Origin of the sequence: Marinobacter sp. DUT-1 (genome assembly GCF_050379415.1) — a bacterium.
Taxonomy (GTDB): domain Bacteria; phylum Pseudomonadota; class Gammaproteobacteria; order Pseudomonadales; family Oleiphilaceae; genus Marinobacter.
In genome coordinates this window covers 228,218-244,107 of the sequence record NZ_JBNRLS010000003.1, presented here as the reverse complement: position 1 = coordinate 244,107, position 15,890 = coordinate 228,218, and the positions used below count along the sequence as shown (strand labels likewise).

Here is a 15,890-nt window from a genome sequence, read left to right as displayed (position 1 = left end):
TTGATTTGACAGCAATCGCCAAACGCAATTGGACCAATGTCGAAGGAGGCCGTTTTGACAGCAGTTAGTCCCTTCCCCTAACGTAAGCGCCTACCTCTTGTAAATTGGTAATACCAATTGCCCGTCGAGATTCCAAAAACAAGATTTGGAGAGTTGTATGTCGTCCGGATTGCTTGCCCTCTTGGCGTTTACGCCCATCCTCCTGGCCGGGATCCTCCTACTGGGCTTTCGCTGGCCGGCCCGCCGTGCCATGCCACTGGTGTTCCTGGTCACGGCCCTGATTGCCTATACCGGCTGGGACATGAGCTTCAACCGTATCCTTGCGTCCTCGCTGCAGGGGCTGGTGATCACCCTGGGCCTGCTGTGGATCATCTTCGGCGCCATCCTGCTGCTGAACACCCTGAAACATTCCGGTGCCATCACCGCGATCCGTGCGGGCTTCACCAATATCAGCCCGGACCGTCGCGTACAGGCGATCATCATTGTCTGGCTGTTCGGCTCTTTCATCGAGGGTGCCTCCGGCTTCGGAACGCCGGCGGCCATCGCGGCGCCTCTGCTGGTGGCGGTTGGCTTCCCGGCGATGGCGGCGGTCATGCTGGGAATGATGGTGCAGAGCACCCCCGTGTCCTTCGGGGCGGTCGGCACGCCGATCATCGTCGGTGTCACCACCGGTCTGGATCGCAACAGCATCGGCGAGCGCATGGAGCAGCTGGGCTCCAACTGGGAGCAGTACTTGCAGCTGATCACCTCCGAGGTGGCCATCACTCATGCCATCGTGGGTGTGCTCATGCCGCTGTTCATGGTCATGATGATGACCCGCTTCTTCGGTAAGAACAAAAGCTGGCGTGAGGGCTTCGAGGTCCTGCCGTTTGCGCTGTTTGCCGGGATTTCCTTTGTGGTGCCCTACGCTCTGACCGGCGTGATCCTCGGTCCCGAGTTCCCGTCGCTGCTCGGTGGCCTGATTGGTCTGGCCATCGTCACCACCGCCGCACGTAAGGGCTTCCTGCTACCGAAAACCACCTGGGATTTTGCGCCCCGTGAACAGTGGCCGTCCGAGTGGTTCGGTCTTATCGAGATGAAACTGGAAGACCTGGCTGCCAAGCCCATGAGCGGTTTACGCGCCTGGCTGCCGTATGTGCTGGTGGGCGTAGTGCTGGTGATCAGCCGGGTGATTCCGGAGGTGAAGGCGTTGTTTACCTCAGTTGGCGTGGGCTTCTCCAACATCCTGGGCGAGACCGGTATCAACGCCGGCGTGCAGCCGCTTTACCTGCCCGGTGGTATTCTGGTGATGGTGGTGATCGCCACCTTCTTTATCCATCGCATGCAGGTGCGTGAGCTGACTGCCGCCGTGAAGGAATCCGGCAGTGTGCTGCTGAGCGCCGGTTTCGTACTGCTGTTCACCGTGCCCATGGTGCGGATCCTGATCAACTCCGGTGTCAACCTGTCTGACCTGCCGAGCATGCCCATTGCCATGGCGACCTGGGTGGCCGATACCGTCGGCGGCATCTATCCGCTGCTGGCGCCAGCCGTTGGTGCCATGGGCGCGTTCCTGGCCGGCTCCAACACCGTGTCCAATATGATGTTCAGCCAGTTCCAGTTCGGTGTCGCCGAGAGCCTGGGTCTGTCTACCGCCTTGATCGTGGCGGTGCAGGCCGTGGGTGCCGCCGCCGGCAACATGGTGGCGATCCACAACGTGGTGGCTGCGTCTGCCACGGTCGGTCTGCTCGGTCGTGAAGGCCAGACCCTGCGCAAGACTGTCTGGCCGACCCTTTACTACCTGGTGATGACCGGATTGATCGCACTGATCGCCGCCTACGGGCTGGGCATCGTGGATCCACTGGTCTGAATGTAAGCGCGCGAGCGCCGTTTCCGTGAAGGAGCCGATCATGAGCGAACTGTTTTACGACGCTGCCCCGAATGCAACGCGGGTCGCCCCGGACCGACCCGGGCCGCGGCCGTATCCCGCCAAACCCCGGGAAGTGATCCTGTTCGGAACCTGTGTGGTGGATCTGTTCTTCCCGGAAGCGGGCCTGGATGCGATCCGCCTGCTTGAGCGCGAGGGTGTCCGGGTGCATTTCCCGGAAGGCCAGAGCTGTTGTGGCCAGCCGGCCTGGACCTCCGGTTATGCGTCGGAGGCCCGAGAAGTGGCCCGGGCGCAGCTTGCGGTTCTTGATGCGGATATGCCGGTGGTGGTGCCCTCGGGTTCCTGTGCCGGCATGTTCCGCCAGCATTACCGGGAACTGTTCGCGGAAGAACCCGATACCCTGAAACGGGTGGAAGCCCTGGCCGAACGCACCTTTGAACTGACCGAATTCCTGCTCAACGTCTGCCGAGTGGAGTGGCAGGATCTGGGTGAAGCCACCCGCGTCGCCCTGCATACCTCCTGTTCCGCCCGCCGTGAGATGAACACCCATCTCCACGCCCGGGAACTGCTGGGCAGGCTGGAGAAGGTGGAGCGTGTGGACCATGACCACGAGAGCGAATGCTGTGGCTTCGGCGGCACCTTCTCGGTGCGCATGCCGGAAGTCTCCGGCGCCATGGTGAGGGACAAGACCCGATCCCTGATGGCCTCCGGCGCTGACGAAATGGTCACCGCCGACGGCGGGTGCCTGATGAACATCAACGGTTCCCTGGATAAACAGCGGCAGCCCTTCCGGGGCCGTCACCTGGCCAGCTTCCTTTGGGAGCGCGTGAGCGGGGAGGGTAAGGCATGAGCCAGCGGATTCCTGTTACTGAACTGACCGGCGGTTTCCGGGACCGGGCGGAAGTCGCCCTCGCAGATGGCCGGCTGCGGACCAACTTCCGGACCGCCATGGACTCCTTGATGAAAAAGCGGGCAGATGCCTTCCCCGACGAGGAGGAACGTGAAGGTCTGCGGGAGTTGGGCAACCGGATCAAGGCCCGGGCCCTGTCCCGGCTGCCGGATCTGCTCGAGCAGCTGGAAGCAAAGCTCACTAAAAACGGCGTGAAGGTGCACTGGGCCGAAACCACCGAACAGGCCAACGAGATTGTCCATGGCATCATCCAGGCCCGTCAGGGCTCGCAAGTGGTGAAGGGCAAGTCCATGGTCAGCGAGGAAATGGAGATGAACGACTACCTCGCCGAGCGTGGGGTAGAGTGCCTGGAGTCGGATATGGGCGAGTACATCGTCCAGCTCGACGGTGAGAAACCCTCCCACATCATCATGCCGGCGATCCACAAGAACCGGCACCAGGTGGCCCGACTGTTCCACGACAAGCTGGGCGTGGAGGAGACGGACGACGTCAACGAGCTGATCCAGATCGGCCGCCGCACACTGCGCCGCAAGTTCATGGAAGCGGATGTCGGGGTTTCCGGTGTGAACTTCGCCATTGCCGAGACCGGCACCCTGCTGTTGGTGGAGAACGAGGGCAACGGCCGGATGAGTACCACCGCGCCACCGGTCCATATTGCCGTAACCGGAATCGAGAAGGTGGTGGAGAACCTGCGGGACGTCGTGCCGCTGCTGTCCCTGCTGACCCGCTCCGCCCTGGGCCAGCCGATCACCACCTATGTGAACATGATCTCCGGTCCACGTAAGGCCGATGAGCTGGACGGCCCGGAGGAGGTGCACCTGGTACTGCTGGACAACGGCCGCAGCGGTGCCTTTGCCGATGCCCAGATGCGCCAGACTCTTAACTGCATTCGCTGTGGTGCCTGCATGAACCACTGCCCGGTGTATACGCGGGTGGGTGGCCACACCTACGGGGAGGTCTATCCCGGTCCGATCGGCAAGATCGTGACGCCGCACATGGTCGGCTTGCACCAGGTACCGGACCATCCCAGTGCCTCCTCGCTGTGCGGCGCCTGCGGCGAGGTGTGCCCGGTGAAGATTCCGATTCCGGAACTGCTCCAGCGCCTGCGCCAGGAGAACGTGAAAAGTCCGGCGGAAGGGCCGAAGGTGAAAGATGGCGGCGCCAAGTATTCCCGGAAGGAACGTCTGGCCTGGCGGTTCTGGCGGACCCTTAATAGCAGCCCGGTGCTCTACCGGCTGTTCCTTTGGGGCGCCACCCGGTTCCGCAGACTGACACCGAAAAACGTTGGCCCCTGGACCGATAACCACACCGCGCCGGTTCCGGCGAAACGTTCCCTGCACGATCTGGCCCGGGAGCACCTGGCCCGTAACGGAGGGCAGTAACATGAGCGCCCGCAGCAATATCCTCAACAAGCTTCGCACCGGCCTGGGCGGCTCCATTCCGCGCCCGGACGACTTCGACGAGCGCCTGGTGACCGAGCCCTGGCAGTACGCGCCGGAGGGCCGGATCACCCGGCTGCGCAACCTGATGGAAGCGGTGCACACCGAGATCCATCAGGTCAGCAGTGACAACTGGCCGGAAAAAGTGGCCGCGATCCTGGCCGAGCGGGACCTCGGCAATCTGCTCCATGCTCCGGCAACCGCCCATGGCCAGCAACTCTCGGAGTACTGGCAGCAGTCAGGCTCGTCCGTGCAACTGCTGGCGTACGACCGGCCGGTGGAGGAATGGAAAGAGGAACTGTTCTGGGAAGTGGATGCGAGCATCACCGGCACCGTTGGTGCCATCGCTGCCACCGGCTCGCTGGTGCTCTGGCCGGACCGGCACGAGCCGAGGCTGATGAGCCTGCTGCCGCCGCTGCACATCGCCCTGCTCAAGGCCAGCGAGATCGGGGACAATCTGTACGCCATGATGCAGCGCCAGAACTGGTCGGCGGGCCTGCCCACCAACCTGTTGCTGGTGTCGGGCCCGTCCAAGACCGCGGATATCGAGCAGGTCCTGGCCTACGGCGCCCATGGCCCGAAGGAGCTGGTGGTCCTCATCCTTGAGGACGCCTGAAGCGGTCGGGTTTACTTGACCCCGAACCCGCGCTTGTTGAGGAATTCCTTCATGTGCGGGCGCAGCTTGGTGGTGAACAGCGGCTTCAGCTCCTTCGACCAGTTGGAATCCTTGTTGCCACCGGTGCGGTCTAGGTAGTACTGGTGCATGGTGTCGTCGAACCCGGCGATCTGCTCCTCGTCCTTGCTGCCGTCGTAGTAATCTTCCTTGAGGATGGTTTCCAGCGGCAGCCGGGGCTTCACTTCCGGATTCTGATCCGGGTAGCCAAGGCTCATGCCGAACACCGGGTAGACATGCTCCGGCAACTTCAGAATCTCGGCCACCTGGGCCGGATCATTCCGGATCCCGCCTACGTAACACAGCCCCAGGCCCTCGGATTCGGCGGCAACCGCCACGTTCTGGGCCATCAGGGCGGCATCCACACTGGCCACCACCAGCTGCTCGGTCATACCCCGGACCACGTCGGCGCCCGCTCGCTCCGCGGCTTCGGTGGAACGCTTCATGTCGGCGCAGAAGACCAGGAAATCCGAAGCTTCCACCACATGGGCCTGGCCACCGGCCAGTTCAGAAATTCTCCGGCGGTTCTCCGGATTGACCACGTGGATGATGGAGTAGGCTTGCACATGGTTGGACGTGGCGGCGCACTGGCCGGCGCGAACCAGCTCTTCCAGCAGCTCACGGGGGATCTTCTGGTCCTTGAACTTGCGGATGGAGCGGTGGGATTTCAGGAGTTCAATGGTCGGATTCATGGGGTCTCTCTGATTTCTGGCTTTCAGGTAGGATACGAAACAAGTCACAATAATCGGTTCAGTGGCCGCAAGGCAAACGACCGATAAACCCTTTCCCTGGAGATTACACTCTTGTCTGCTGACGAGACCAAACGAAATTTCGTGGCCATCTGCGCATCGCTGACGTTCTGTTTCGTCGTCTACTCGATGTTGCTGGTGACGATTCCGGTCTATGGCCTGGCGTTGGGTGCAACCCCACTGATGCTGGGCGTGGTGCTCAGTTCCCAGTACCTGCTCCCGTTTCTGCTGGCGATTCCGCTGGGCGGCGTGGTCACCCGGCATGGCGGTCGGGTGACCCTGGTGGCGGGCGCGCTGGTCATGGTGGTGGGGCTGGTGTTGATGCAGGTGCTGCCGGGCTTCTATGGCCTGATAGCCGGCCAGCTGCTGGTCGGGTTGGCCCATCTTCAGATGGTACTCTCGGCGCAGACTGTAATTTCGTCACTGGCGACGGGAGCACGGCTTGAGGGCTATTTCGGGTGGTATGCGACCTGGCTGTCGGGCGGCCAGGTGATTGGGCCCCTGCTGGCCGGGGGCTGGATCGAGTTGGCGGGCGGGGTTGGCAGTCTTTTCCTGGTGATGGCCGCCATCGCCCTGGCTGGTGGAATCACCGGACTGCTGCTCACCGGAGAGGCGAGCCGGGGCGAGCGGGTAGCCCGATCGCAAACGGGGTTCCGGGCTCAGGCCAGGCTGATGCGTGCGAATACCGGCGTGCAGGTTTCCGTGTTGATTACGATCGCCGGCATGTTCGCACTGGGGGTCTATGGCAGCTATCTCCCCGTGTATCTCGACAGCCTCGAAATGAGCGCCGCGGTGATCGGGGTGCTGGTCAGCCTGCGGGCGGGCGTGTCCATGCTCGCACGTCCCTTCATTCCGCGAATTATTGCCTGGGTGGGCGGTCGGGAGAACGCGACCTATCTGTCCCTGGGCACCCTCTCGCTCGGCCTGGGGTGCCTCGGATTTGCCGGTAATGCGCCCCTCGTGGCGATTTTGTCCGTCCTGGTAGGGTTCGGAGCCGGCCTGTGCCAACCCTTGTCGATGGTGGTGCTGGCGGAAAATGTCGAGAAAGCCCAGCGGGCCGGGGCGCTCGGTATGCGGCTGATGGCCAACCGGGCGATCCACTTCCTGGCTCCGCTGCTGTTCGGTGCGATCCTGGAAGCGGGCGGTTTTGGCGTGTCCTTTGCCCTGTCGGGGGCTGTGGTGGCGGTGATTGCCGGGGTGTTGTATCGCTTCGGGCTGTCTCGACCGGACCTGTGGAAGTTACGGATGTAGTAAAGTGACGGCCATTCAACAGAAGGATCTCATACCATGTCCTTTAAAATATTGATGATCGGCGCCGGCGGGATCGGCGCCTATTACGCGGCCCGGCTTGCCAAAGCGGGTCACTCGGTAGTGCTCACCGCCCGGGGGGAACACCTGACAGCCCTGCAAAGCGCGGGGCTTCGGGTAGATTACGAGGGCGAGAAGCTGGATTGCGGGCTGCCGGCGGTGGATCACGCAGCACTGGTACAGAATTATCAGCCGGATGATTTTGATCTGGTTGCGGTTGCCTTGAAGTCCACTGCGACCGGACCGGTGATGAAGGAACTCGGCGACTGGCTCCGGGCCGGCTCCGTTCCGGTGCTCTCTCTGCAAAACGGCGTGGACAATGAGCCGCTGATTGCCGATGTCGTCGGACAAAGCCGGGTGTTGGGCGGCCTGGCAGTGCGCATCGGTGGGCATATCGTCGAGCCCGGCAAGGTGTTCGCCGAGGGCATGGCCCAGGTTGTTATGGGGGCGTGGCCGCAAGCAGACAACCAGAACGATACCCGGTTGCCGCTGCTCGATCGCCTCGAGAGTGCGTTCAACGAAGCCGGCATTCCCACCACGGTCACCGACAATATCCGCTACGAACTGTGGCGCAAGCTGGTGATCAACAACGGGGTCAATCCGCTCTCGGCCCTGACCGGCCTGGATACCCGAAGCCTGACCCATCACCCGGAATTCGGCAAGATCGTCTACGGCATGATGGCGGAGACGGTGGAGGCTTCGAAGGCGGATGGGGTAAACCTGGGTCAGAAGGATCTGGACGAGATGTTTGACCTGATCAGCAACTTCAACGCCATCAAGACGTCCATGCTGGTGGACAAGGAAAAGGGCAGGCCGCTGGAGCTGGACAGCATCGCCGGCGCGGTGCTCAGGCGCTGTGAACGTCTCCGTGTTTCAGCACCCTATACCCGAACCGTGAATGCCTTATTGCAGTTTCAGGAGAGCCCGGATCACTCAGTCCCGTAACGGTCCTCGGACCAAGCCGTCAGACTGCGTTTCTGCAGTTGTGTCAGCAGGCTGTTGATGCCGGCGAGCATCAGCAACACAAAAATGCCGAACGGCACCATGGCGTGAATCTCGGGGTTTGGCGCCGCGGTGGCGGGCACCAGGATCAGGCCGATGCCGTTGCGCAGCAGTCTGACGCCGAGGATGCTGTAGTGAAAGCCCGGCTGGAGGGTGTTGGCTGGGCCTACCAGTGTGCGTCCCAGCACAGGTAACAGGTGTACGGTGTTAAAGAGAAGAACAACAAAGATAAGTGTCTGGGCTACTTGTAAAAATGTCATGATACTGAGCGGAAAAGTAAGGATTTCGGGACACAAAACGGTCGAAGATTATCGCCGATTGGCGTTTTTTTATCCAGTGCGTTGCGGCTCCGGTCGCGGGAGGTAACCTGGCCCCGCTGGCGAGGGCCAGGTTTATCCGGGTTCAGATGGCGACGCTGATCTGTGAGTCCTTCTGCGTCTGGCCATCGAGTTCTTCGATGTCATCGAGCAGGGATCGGGTAAAGGATTTCATCAGTTCGATATCACCCCGGCTCTCCACGTTCAGCCGGATCACGGGTTCGGTGTTGGACATGCGCAGATTGAAGCGCCACCGTTGGAATTCCATGCTCAGACCATCGGTGTGCGTTACCGACAGAGCCTCTTCCAGATACCGGCGCTCGATGGCCTGCAGGATGCTCTCCGGGTCTTTCACCGTGCGGTTGATTTCCCCGCTGGCGGGGAAGGCCTCGATTCGGGCATCGATCAGTGACGACAATGACACCCCTGACTGACAGAGTCGTTCGGCCACCAGCAACCACGGGATCATGCCACTGTCGCAGTAGGCGAAGTCCCGGAAATAATGGTGGGCACTCATCTCGCCACCGTAGATCGCGTCCTCTTCCCGCATCCGCTGTTTGATGAAAGCATGACCGGTTTTGCTTTCGATGGGCTCTCCACCCGCTTTCTGAACGAGTTCGCGGGTATTCCAGGTCAGGCGCGGGTCATGGATTACCTTGCCACCACCGGTCTTGCGCAGGAACTGGTCTGCCAGCAGGCCGACGATGTAATAGCCCTCGATGAACCGGCCTTTCTCGTCGAAGAAGAAGCAGCGGTCAAAATCCCCATCCCAGGCGATGCCCATGGCGGCATTGCTGGCAGTCACTGCCATGGAGGTGGGCGTCCGGTTTTCCGGTAGCAACGGGTTCGGAACGCCGTTGGGGAAGTTGCCGTCGGGCGTATGGTGAACACGATGGAACTGGAACGGCAGATACGGCTCGAGGGCGTCGATCACCTCGCCGGCGCCGCCATTGCCGGGATTCACGACGATGTTCAGGCGTGTGAGGGTATCCCTGTCGATGTAGCCGAGAAGATGCTCGATGTAAGGCTTCATGGCATCAATATGGAAAAGCTCACCGGGCTGGCGGGCATTGCCGAGGGGTTCCCGACACCCCTCCCGGATGGCCAGCAAGCCGTTGGTGGAACTGATTGGGCGGGCATCGGCGCCAACCATCTTCATGCCATTGTAGTCCCTGGGGTTATGGCTCGCGGTTACCATGATGCCGCCATCCATGCCGAAATGGCTGGTCGCGAAGTACACCTGCTCGGTACCACACTGGCCGATACTGAACACATTGGCGCCGGCCGTGCGCAGTCCTTCGCTGAGTGCCGCCGCAATTTCGGGGCTGGACAGGCGGATGTCATAGCCGACGATCACCTTGCGGGCACCGGTGACCTCCACATAGGAGCGACCAATACGCTCGGCCAGTTCGGGATTGAGCTGTTCCGGTACCTTCCCCCGGATGTCATAGGCTTTGAAGCATTCAAGGTCCATGATCAGTCTCCTCTGAATTTCGTTAAAACGGGCCCGTCCCGCAGGGTCCGGGCCCTGGTTTCAGGCCCGGGTCATCATGACCGGGATGGCTTCCTCCTCCACGTCGTCCTGACTGGTGTCCGATTCTTGGGCGGTACGTCCGTACTGGTCATCGAGGCGCTCAATATCGTCTTCACCCAGATAGGCGCCGGATTGGACCTCGATCAGTTCCAGGGGAATCTTGCCGGGATTGAACAGGCGATGGACCGAACCGATGGGTATATAAGTGGACTCGTTCTCCGAGAGCAGGAAGGTTTCCTCGTCCCGGGTCACTTCGGCGGTGCCGCGAACGATGATCCAGTGTTCAGCCCGGTGATGGTGCTTCTGCAGGGATAGCTTCTCGCCGGGTTTGACAGTGATCCGTTTGACCTGGAACCGGTTGCCATTGTCGATGCTGTCGTAGCTGCCCCAGGGCCGGAACACTTCCCGGTGCACTTCAGTTTCCGACCTTGCCTGTGACTTGAGCTCGTTAACGACGTGCTTGACGTCCTGGACGCAGTCCCGACGGGCAACCATCAAGGCGTCCTTGGTGTCCACCACAACGAGATCCTCCACGCCGACCATGGCCACCAGCTTGTCCGGTGCATGGACCAGGCAGCCGGAGGTCTCCCTCAGGCAGACGTCGCTGTATACCGCATTGCGCCGCTCATCCTTGTTGCTGATGTCCCAGATCGAGGACCAGGCGCCGACATCGTTCCAGCCGGCATCCAGGGGCACCAGCGTGGCGCGCGTGGTTTTCTCCATCACCGCGTAGTCGATGGAGTCCTCGGGGCAGTGCGCGAAAATTTCCGCCGGAATCCGCTTGAAGCCCATGTCCTGCTCCAGAGAACGGGCTGCGAGCATGACGGTGTCATAGATATCGCGGCTGTGTTTCTTCAGCTCCGCGAGATAGACGTCGGCCCGGAACATGAACATGCCGCTGTTCCAGTAGTAGCCACCCTCCTCGAGCAGAGACCGGGCTGTGGCCACATCCGGCTTTTCAATAAACCGGCGGACCGGGCGCGGCTCGTTGGGTTCCAGTTCCGGGTTGCCGGCGGCGACGTACCCGTAACCGGTCTCCGGGCGATCCGGTGTGATGCCGAACAGGACCAGATTGCCCTCTCTGGCAACCTTCATGCCCTCCGCGATCGCGTTGTGGAAGGGCTCGGTCTGATCAATGGCATGATCCGCCGGCAATACCAGCATGATGGCCTTCGGGTCCTTTCGGGCTATCTCGATAGCTGCCAGTGCCACGGCCGGTGCGGTGTTGCGTCCAAACGGCTCGAGCAGAATGGTTTCTGGTGCTTTGCCGATGGCGCCGAGCTGCTCCTGAACCAGAAAACGATGGTCCTCGTTGGCAACGATGACGGGTGCCTCAACCTCCGTTTCGGGGAGACGGGCCAGGGTCTGCTGGAACATGCTTTGCTCGTTCAGCAGGGGAAGAAACTGCTTGGGGTAGGCACGGCGCGATAATGGCCAAAGCCGGGAGCCTGTGCCACCTGAGAGTATCACTGGAATCATAGTCCTGCTCCTTTCCTTGCTTCTTGAAGGCCCGGTGTCTGGTCCGGGCGGTTTTCTGACCTGGGTCGGTGCCATTGGTCAGCCGTTGGTTGTGTGTCCGTTGATGCGAAGGTCCGTCGGGGGGAAGGGATCTGTCCCGTCGGGCCAGAGCGGCTCGATGCCATACAGAAACTCGATGTCCCCACCGAGTCGGGTGCTTTTCATCGGGCCGTATTCCTCCAGGAAGGAGGCCATGCCCGGCAGGCCACTCCAGGTTTCGGTCCAGGGGCGCATCCAGGCCAGGCCCCAGCCGGTATAGAGCCCCTTGGTGATTTGCTCGTGGCCATTGATGGCGGCAATCCGGTCGGGCTCTTCCAGACCATCCACCACGTTCTGGGCCAGCTTGACGAACCGCTCCCGGTTGCCGCCATCGGCCAGCGTGTCATTCACCTCGGCGAACACGGCAAGGAGCGTCAGCGGCTGCATGGCGTAGTTCAGGTACTCCAGGGCACGGTCCTCGCGGCTAAGCTCCTTGGGCAGGTAGCCATCGGAGGTGATCTGGCCCATGGCCTCGTCAAACTTGGCGAGCGACCAGGACCAGTCCTCACAGTCACCGGTGGCCACGGACGCGGACATGACCGCCCAGGCGGCCCAGTAGTCGTGGTTGTTCACCTTGCGGGGCTCGCGATCGGTGTAGTACTCGCGCACACCGCCGACCACCCGGGAAAACCAGTCCTCGATTCGGGCCAGCCGCTCCTGGTCCAGAGCGGTTTCGCTGGAGGACAGCTTCATGCGCAGGTAGGCATTGGCCGATGCTGCCAGTGCCCATTTGCGCACCGCCTGGCCAACATGATTGATGTTCTCCGGCAGCAGGGCATCAGCACTGGCCCACTGCTCCAGGTTGTCGAGAACGCAGTCCCGGGCGGCGGGGCCGTCCCCGTCCACCTGATAGTCGTCGGCGGCGGCAATGACCGCTTTCTCGAAACCACGGATGTTTTCCGATGCCTCCAGGTATTCCTGGTAAGCGGCCTCGTTGAGTTCGTTGCGGGCGCTGTCGCTGCCCTCGTACTTGCTGGTGAAGTCCATGTCACCGGTGTGCGGTGGCACCACCTCGCAGTCGTAGTCGCCGGTATCCTCCCGGGCTTCGGGGATCTGGTAGTAGCCGAGAGGCGCCCTCAGGCCCTCGGTCGGGCATTCTGCGGCATTGAGAACGGGCGTGGCGGCCAGGCTCAGTGCCGTGGCCGGGAGCAGGGCGCGCCAGGCTCCTGGTATTCGTCTCGGATCTTCCGTGCTCATAAGGCAACTCTCCTTTCAGAGTTGATGAATTGCTCAGATGTCCTGACGGCGGCAGACTTTGGCCGTGACCGTCAGGCCTTCGGTGACCTGTTCCGGCTCGAGCGCCAGGTCGAGGGACATGAACAGCTCGTCGTTCCAGCTCTCGCCGGTGGGCAGCTCGAACATGAAGCGTCCCGTGGTCTCGACGCGGGAACCGTATTCCAGATCGATCCGGTCCTTGCGGCCGAACACAAACCAGATGAAAGCATCGACTTCCTTGACTTTCGGATCGCTGAACTGGAGTTCGATGAGGTATTCATCGCTCGGCAGCTCCAGGAATTCACCGCCGCCGTTGAACAGCACTTCCGTGGTTCCGGCGGAGACTTTGGTGGTGTTTTGCAAGATCGGCTCACTGCCGTTGCAGCCGTCGGTTACCATGGGAACCACCTGCCGGTAGAACTCCACGCTGTCGACAGTGTGGTAGGCCGGCAATTCCCAGATCAGGATCTTTGGGGGTGATTGCCGGAAGTTGTCGGACATCAGATACTCGAAGATGGAGCCATCGTAGCTGCCCCCGGCAACGGCAACGTTCAGGATTTCCACGCCGAGGTATTCCTGCAGATAACCGACGAAGTTGTAGTCCTGGGCACCCTTACTGTTACTGGTGCCCACCAGAGTGATCGGGGGCAGCGTGTCCTCGCCGAACAGGGCGCTGGCCTCGGACGATTCCAGAGTGCCGGCGGCCTGGGTCCGGAACTCGTCTACGTACTGTGTCGGCCAGGTCTGGCCACAAATCCTGCGGGCGGCATCCTGAAGGGATCCGTCTTTACGGATCAGTCCGGTACGCCGGGTCTCGAAGCTCTGTTTGGACAAAGCTTCGTAGGCCGGCATCTGCTTGATCCGCTCGGCGACCAGTTTCGCCGTGCGTTTGGCGCCGTAGGGCGTCCAGTGGTGGTCGCGCTTGAAGTAGTAAGCCTCCTTCCGGTCCTTCTCCCGGAGCAGCGGGCTGAGATCGGGGACCACCAGCCCGGCCGAGCGGAAACGCTCCAGCGCGGCGACGTAATTGGTCCGGGCAAAGGGCCAGGAGAAGGACCTCGGCATATACTCCGGAAGCTTGTCCGGATGGACCAGGCCCTTGGTGGGCTGGAATGCCATGACCAGCTCCGTGCCAGTGGTCTGTTTCAAATGACGGGCCAGTCGTCTGAGATGGACGAGGCCTTCCGGGCTGGGACCGAAGTGCTCGGGCAGCTCGGCATCCGATCGGAACAGCCAGCCGTCCTTGCCATCGACGAGAACATTGAAGTTCTTCAGATAACTGGTGTCATAGGACTCGATCCGGGAAGCTGCCGGGCAGAGGTCGCAGCAGGGCTCGACCTCGTACTCCGGGAACTTCGCCGCCGACGCGTCCGGCAAGCCGAGCGCAACCCCGGCCAGAACCGCCGCCAGAAAATACCCCGGCCAGGGGGCAAGGCGGATTGCGCGCTTGCTGATGCGGTGCATGAATACCGTCTCCAGTTGTTTCACGGAATATCTCTTTGCCCTGTCATGGCTCAAATCGAGGTGTCCACCTTGTTCTCGCTCACGATCAGCCGCGGTGAGCCTTCGACCTCAAGAATGAAGAAGCTGAAGACCTTGCCGCGCTGCAGATTGACCGGCGGCGTGGTGGCTAGCGCCTGGCCATCGTCGAAGGCGCCGAGGGATACCTTGACCGCGTTGATTTCGCGGTTGGCTACATCCATGGAGTCCAGACCCTGGATGACGTCGACCTTGCCGTCGGCAGTCTTGAGTGAAACAGGCGAGTCAGGTGTCAGGTTGTAGAAAGAGATCAGAGCCTTGCGCGGGTTGTTGAAGGCTTTGTCCTCAAGAACCATGACTTCGCCGGAATCCATCACCACCGCGGTGTAGAACTGGTTCTTTTCCATGGTTACCCGGGCTGAGCGGCCGGCGACAGACAGCTGATACCCGCCCTCGGGCAGATAGATGTAAGGGCTTGCCTGCAGGGGCTCGATGTCCTTGAGGGATTTCCCGCCAATGGAAGCCTCGGGCACCGTGCCCTTGATGTCAGCGTTGACGACCCGGATGAAGGCCGCACCATCCGGGGCTTCGGCCGCATACAGGGCATCTTCACCGGCCTGTGCGGCCAGGGGCGTAAGCAGGAATGCCAGCAGCAGACTCAGGGCTTTGAATAATGGATGCATGTCAGTGCTCCTCAGGGGTTGATTGATTGCGGTTAGTGGCAGCAGCCAGTTGATGGCTGGTGTTTCCGAACCAGGCCAGTGCCTGCTCGGAGGCGATCGGCTGGGCCAGGTAACGCTCCGGGAATTCCCAGATCACCAGGCTCGGCCGGTTGGATCGGAACTCCTCGGACTGGAGGTATTCCGTCATGGGTTCGAATGGGCCTTGCCCCTCCTCGGCTACGTTGATCAGGTCTTTCCCCAGGTAGCGGCGCAGGGCGCCGGGGAAGTCCCAAAGGGGATTGGCGCTGTAGCTGGTGCCGACCAGCACCAGGTCGGTCTGCTGATCGGAGAACAGGAGGTTGTTGGCACTTTCGTCATCCCTGGCCTTCACTGTCTCGCGCTCGTTGAAGCGGTCGGGTCTTGGTCCCAGGTCCCCGAACAAAGGATCCAGGGGAAGGTAGTTGAGCAGATCGCCTTCATGGGTAAGCGGCTCGCCCAGCGTGGTCACGAACGTCTGTTCGCCCCAGGACTGCTCGTCCCGGGTATGCCGGATGTAGCCAGAGGCATGCCGAGCGAAGACTTCGGCGCCTGCGGGCGACCAATGGGTGTCGGTCCGGAGGAAAACCTGGGTTCCCCGCTCCTGTGCCTGTTCCAGCTCGTCCAGCAGATTCGGTGCGGCGATGCCTGCGGACTCCAGGCGCTCCAGGAACCGGAGGTACAGCGCCTGCATCTCGGGGGCAGGGCGGATATCACCCAGCTTCTCGGCATACACACGGGCCTTGCTGGGAACCACCAGAACGACCAGCGGAATGTTCTGGGCGCGCAAGAACCGGCTGACTTCACCCACGCGTTCGAGATTGGTGTCGATCAGCTTCGGGTTGTCGGTGGCGGGGAACAGTTCCTCATCGGTGAACAGCCAGTTCTCGCGTCCGATGGTCACGCCGGGACGCCCCTCGTCGAACACCACGTAATTGATGGCCGCCCAGACATTCGTCCCGAGGTCGCGGACAGGAAACTTGTCGTCGTAGTGGCTTTCCAGATCCCGCGCCAGCTCGCCGTTGATGGGGTCAAGCTTTTCGGCTCCCCCGTAATTGGCGAGCGAGCGCAGGGACAGCCCGCCCAGGGTCAGGACGGTGAGGATAAAGAGTCCGGCGGTCAGTTTTTTCGAAGTTCCGGTCATGGCA

General features: G+C 61.7%; 14 protein-coding genes. 6 read left to right on the top strand and 8 right to left on the bottom strand.

The features are described 5' to 3' along the window. Positions 1-157 precede the first annotated feature (157 nt). From ACQUTG_RS11135 to ACQUTG_RS11120, 4 genes are read left to right on the top strand one after another with little or no spacing between them, the layout of a single operon-like run. A complete protein-coding gene (locus tag ACQUTG_RS11135; RefSeq protein WP_428919468.1) occupies positions 158-1,846 on the top strand; it encodes an L-lactate permease in 1,689 nt (562 codons plus the stop codon). Between the two features lie 40 nt (positions 1,847-1,886). After that, positions 1,887-2,714, top strand: a complete 828-nt coding sequence (locus ACQUTG_RS11130; RefSeq protein ID WP_428919467.1) for a (Fe-S)-binding protein — start codon at positions 1,887-1,889, stop codon at positions 2,712-2,714. Next, a complete protein-coding gene (locus ACQUTG_RS11125) occupies positions 2,711-4,156 on the top strand; it encodes a LutB/LldF family L-lactate oxidation iron-sulfur protein (protein WP_428919466.1) in 1,446 nt (481 codons plus the stop codon). Before ACQUTG_RS11130 ends, ACQUTG_RS11125 begins: the two co-directional genes overlap by 4 nt. 1 nt (position 4,157) lies before the next feature. After that, positions 4,158-4,829 (top strand): LutC/YkgG family protein, encoded by a 672-nt coding sequence (locus ACQUTG_RS11120; protein WP_428919465.1) that lies wholly within the window; start codon positions 4,158-4,160, stop codon positions 4,827-4,829. 11 nt (positions 4,830-4,840) lie between these two features. Here the strand turns inward: ACQUTG_RS11120 and nfsA are convergent, their stop codons facing one another. Further along, the gene (gene nfsA / locus ACQUTG_RS11115) at positions 4,841-5,578 is read right to left on the bottom strand and encodes an oxygen-insensitive NADPH nitroreductase (protein WP_428919464.1); all 738 of its coding nucleotides are present in this window, start codon (positions 5,576-5,578) and stop codon (positions 4,841-4,843) included. A 111-nt stretch (positions 5,579-5,689) separates the two neighbouring features. Here nfsA and ACQUTG_RS11110 point away from each other — a divergent pair, with 111 nt between their 5' ends. Both ACQUTG_RS11110 and ACQUTG_RS11105 read left to right on the top strand, forming a co-directional pair. Beyond that, positions 5,690-6,886: an MFS transporter gene (locus tag ACQUTG_RS11110; protein WP_428919463.1), complete on the top strand. Its 1,197-nt coding sequence runs from the start codon at positions 5,690-5,692 to the stop codon at positions 6,884-6,886. Positions 6,887-6,922: 36 nt separating this feature from the next. Further along, positions 6,923-7,888 carry a ketopantoate reductase family protein gene (locus ACQUTG_RS11105; RefSeq protein WP_428919462.1) on the top strand — a complete coding sequence of 322 codons (966 nt, stop codon included), beginning with the start codon at positions 6,923-6,925 and terminating at the stop codon, positions 7,886-7,888. Here ACQUTG_RS11105 and ACQUTG_RS11100 read toward each other — a convergent pair. From ACQUTG_RS11100 to ACQUTG_RS11070, 7 genes are all read right to left on the bottom strand, one after another. Further along, positions 7,873-8,205: a hypothetical protein gene (locus ACQUTG_RS11100; RefSeq protein ID WP_428919461.1), complete on the bottom strand. Its 333-nt coding sequence runs from the start codon at positions 8,203-8,205 to the stop codon at positions 7,873-7,875. The genes ACQUTG_RS11105 and ACQUTG_RS11100 overlap by 16 nt on opposite strands. 142 nt (positions 8,206-8,347) lie before the next feature. Then, positions 8,348-9,736 (bottom strand): phosphomannomutase, encoded by a 1,389-nt coding sequence (locus ACQUTG_RS11095; RefSeq protein WP_428919460.1) that lies wholly within the window; start codon positions 9,734-9,736, stop codon positions 8,348-8,350. A 60-nt stretch (positions 9,737-9,796) separates the two neighbouring features. Then, positions 9,797-11,275 (bottom strand): mannose-1-phosphate guanylyltransferase/mannose-6-phosphate isomerase, encoded by a 1,479-nt coding sequence (locus tag ACQUTG_RS11090; RefSeq protein ID WP_428919459.1) that lies wholly within the window; start codon positions 11,273-11,275, stop codon positions 9,797-9,799. Between the two features lie 78 nt (positions 11,276-11,353). Next, the gene (locus ACQUTG_RS11085) at positions 11,354-12,550 is read right to left on the bottom strand and encodes an alginate lyase family protein (RefSeq protein WP_428919458.1); all 1,197 of its coding nucleotides are present in this window, start codon (positions 12,548-12,550) and stop codon (positions 11,354-11,356) included. 33 nt (positions 12,551-12,583) lie between these two features. Further along, on the bottom strand, positions 12,584-14,053 hold the full coding sequence (locus ACQUTG_RS11080) for an alginate O-acetyltransferase AlgX-related protein (protein ID WP_428919457.1): 1,470 nt from the start codon (positions 14,051-14,053) through the stop codon (positions 12,584-12,586). Between the two features lie 26 nt (positions 14,054-14,079). Then, positions 14,080-14,727 carry an alginate O-acetyltransferase AlgF gene (locus ACQUTG_RS11075; RefSeq protein WP_428919456.1) on the bottom strand — a complete coding sequence of 216 codons (648 nt, stop codon included), beginning with the start codon at positions 14,725-14,727 and terminating at the stop codon, positions 14,080-14,082. A 1-nt stretch (position 14,728) separates the two neighbouring features. Further along, on the bottom strand, positions 14,729-15,886 hold the full coding sequence (locus ACQUTG_RS11070) for an alginate O-acetyltransferase (protein WP_428919455.1): 1,158 nt from the start codon (positions 15,884-15,886) through the stop codon (positions 14,729-14,731). Positions 15,887-15,890: the final 4 nt, after the last annotated feature.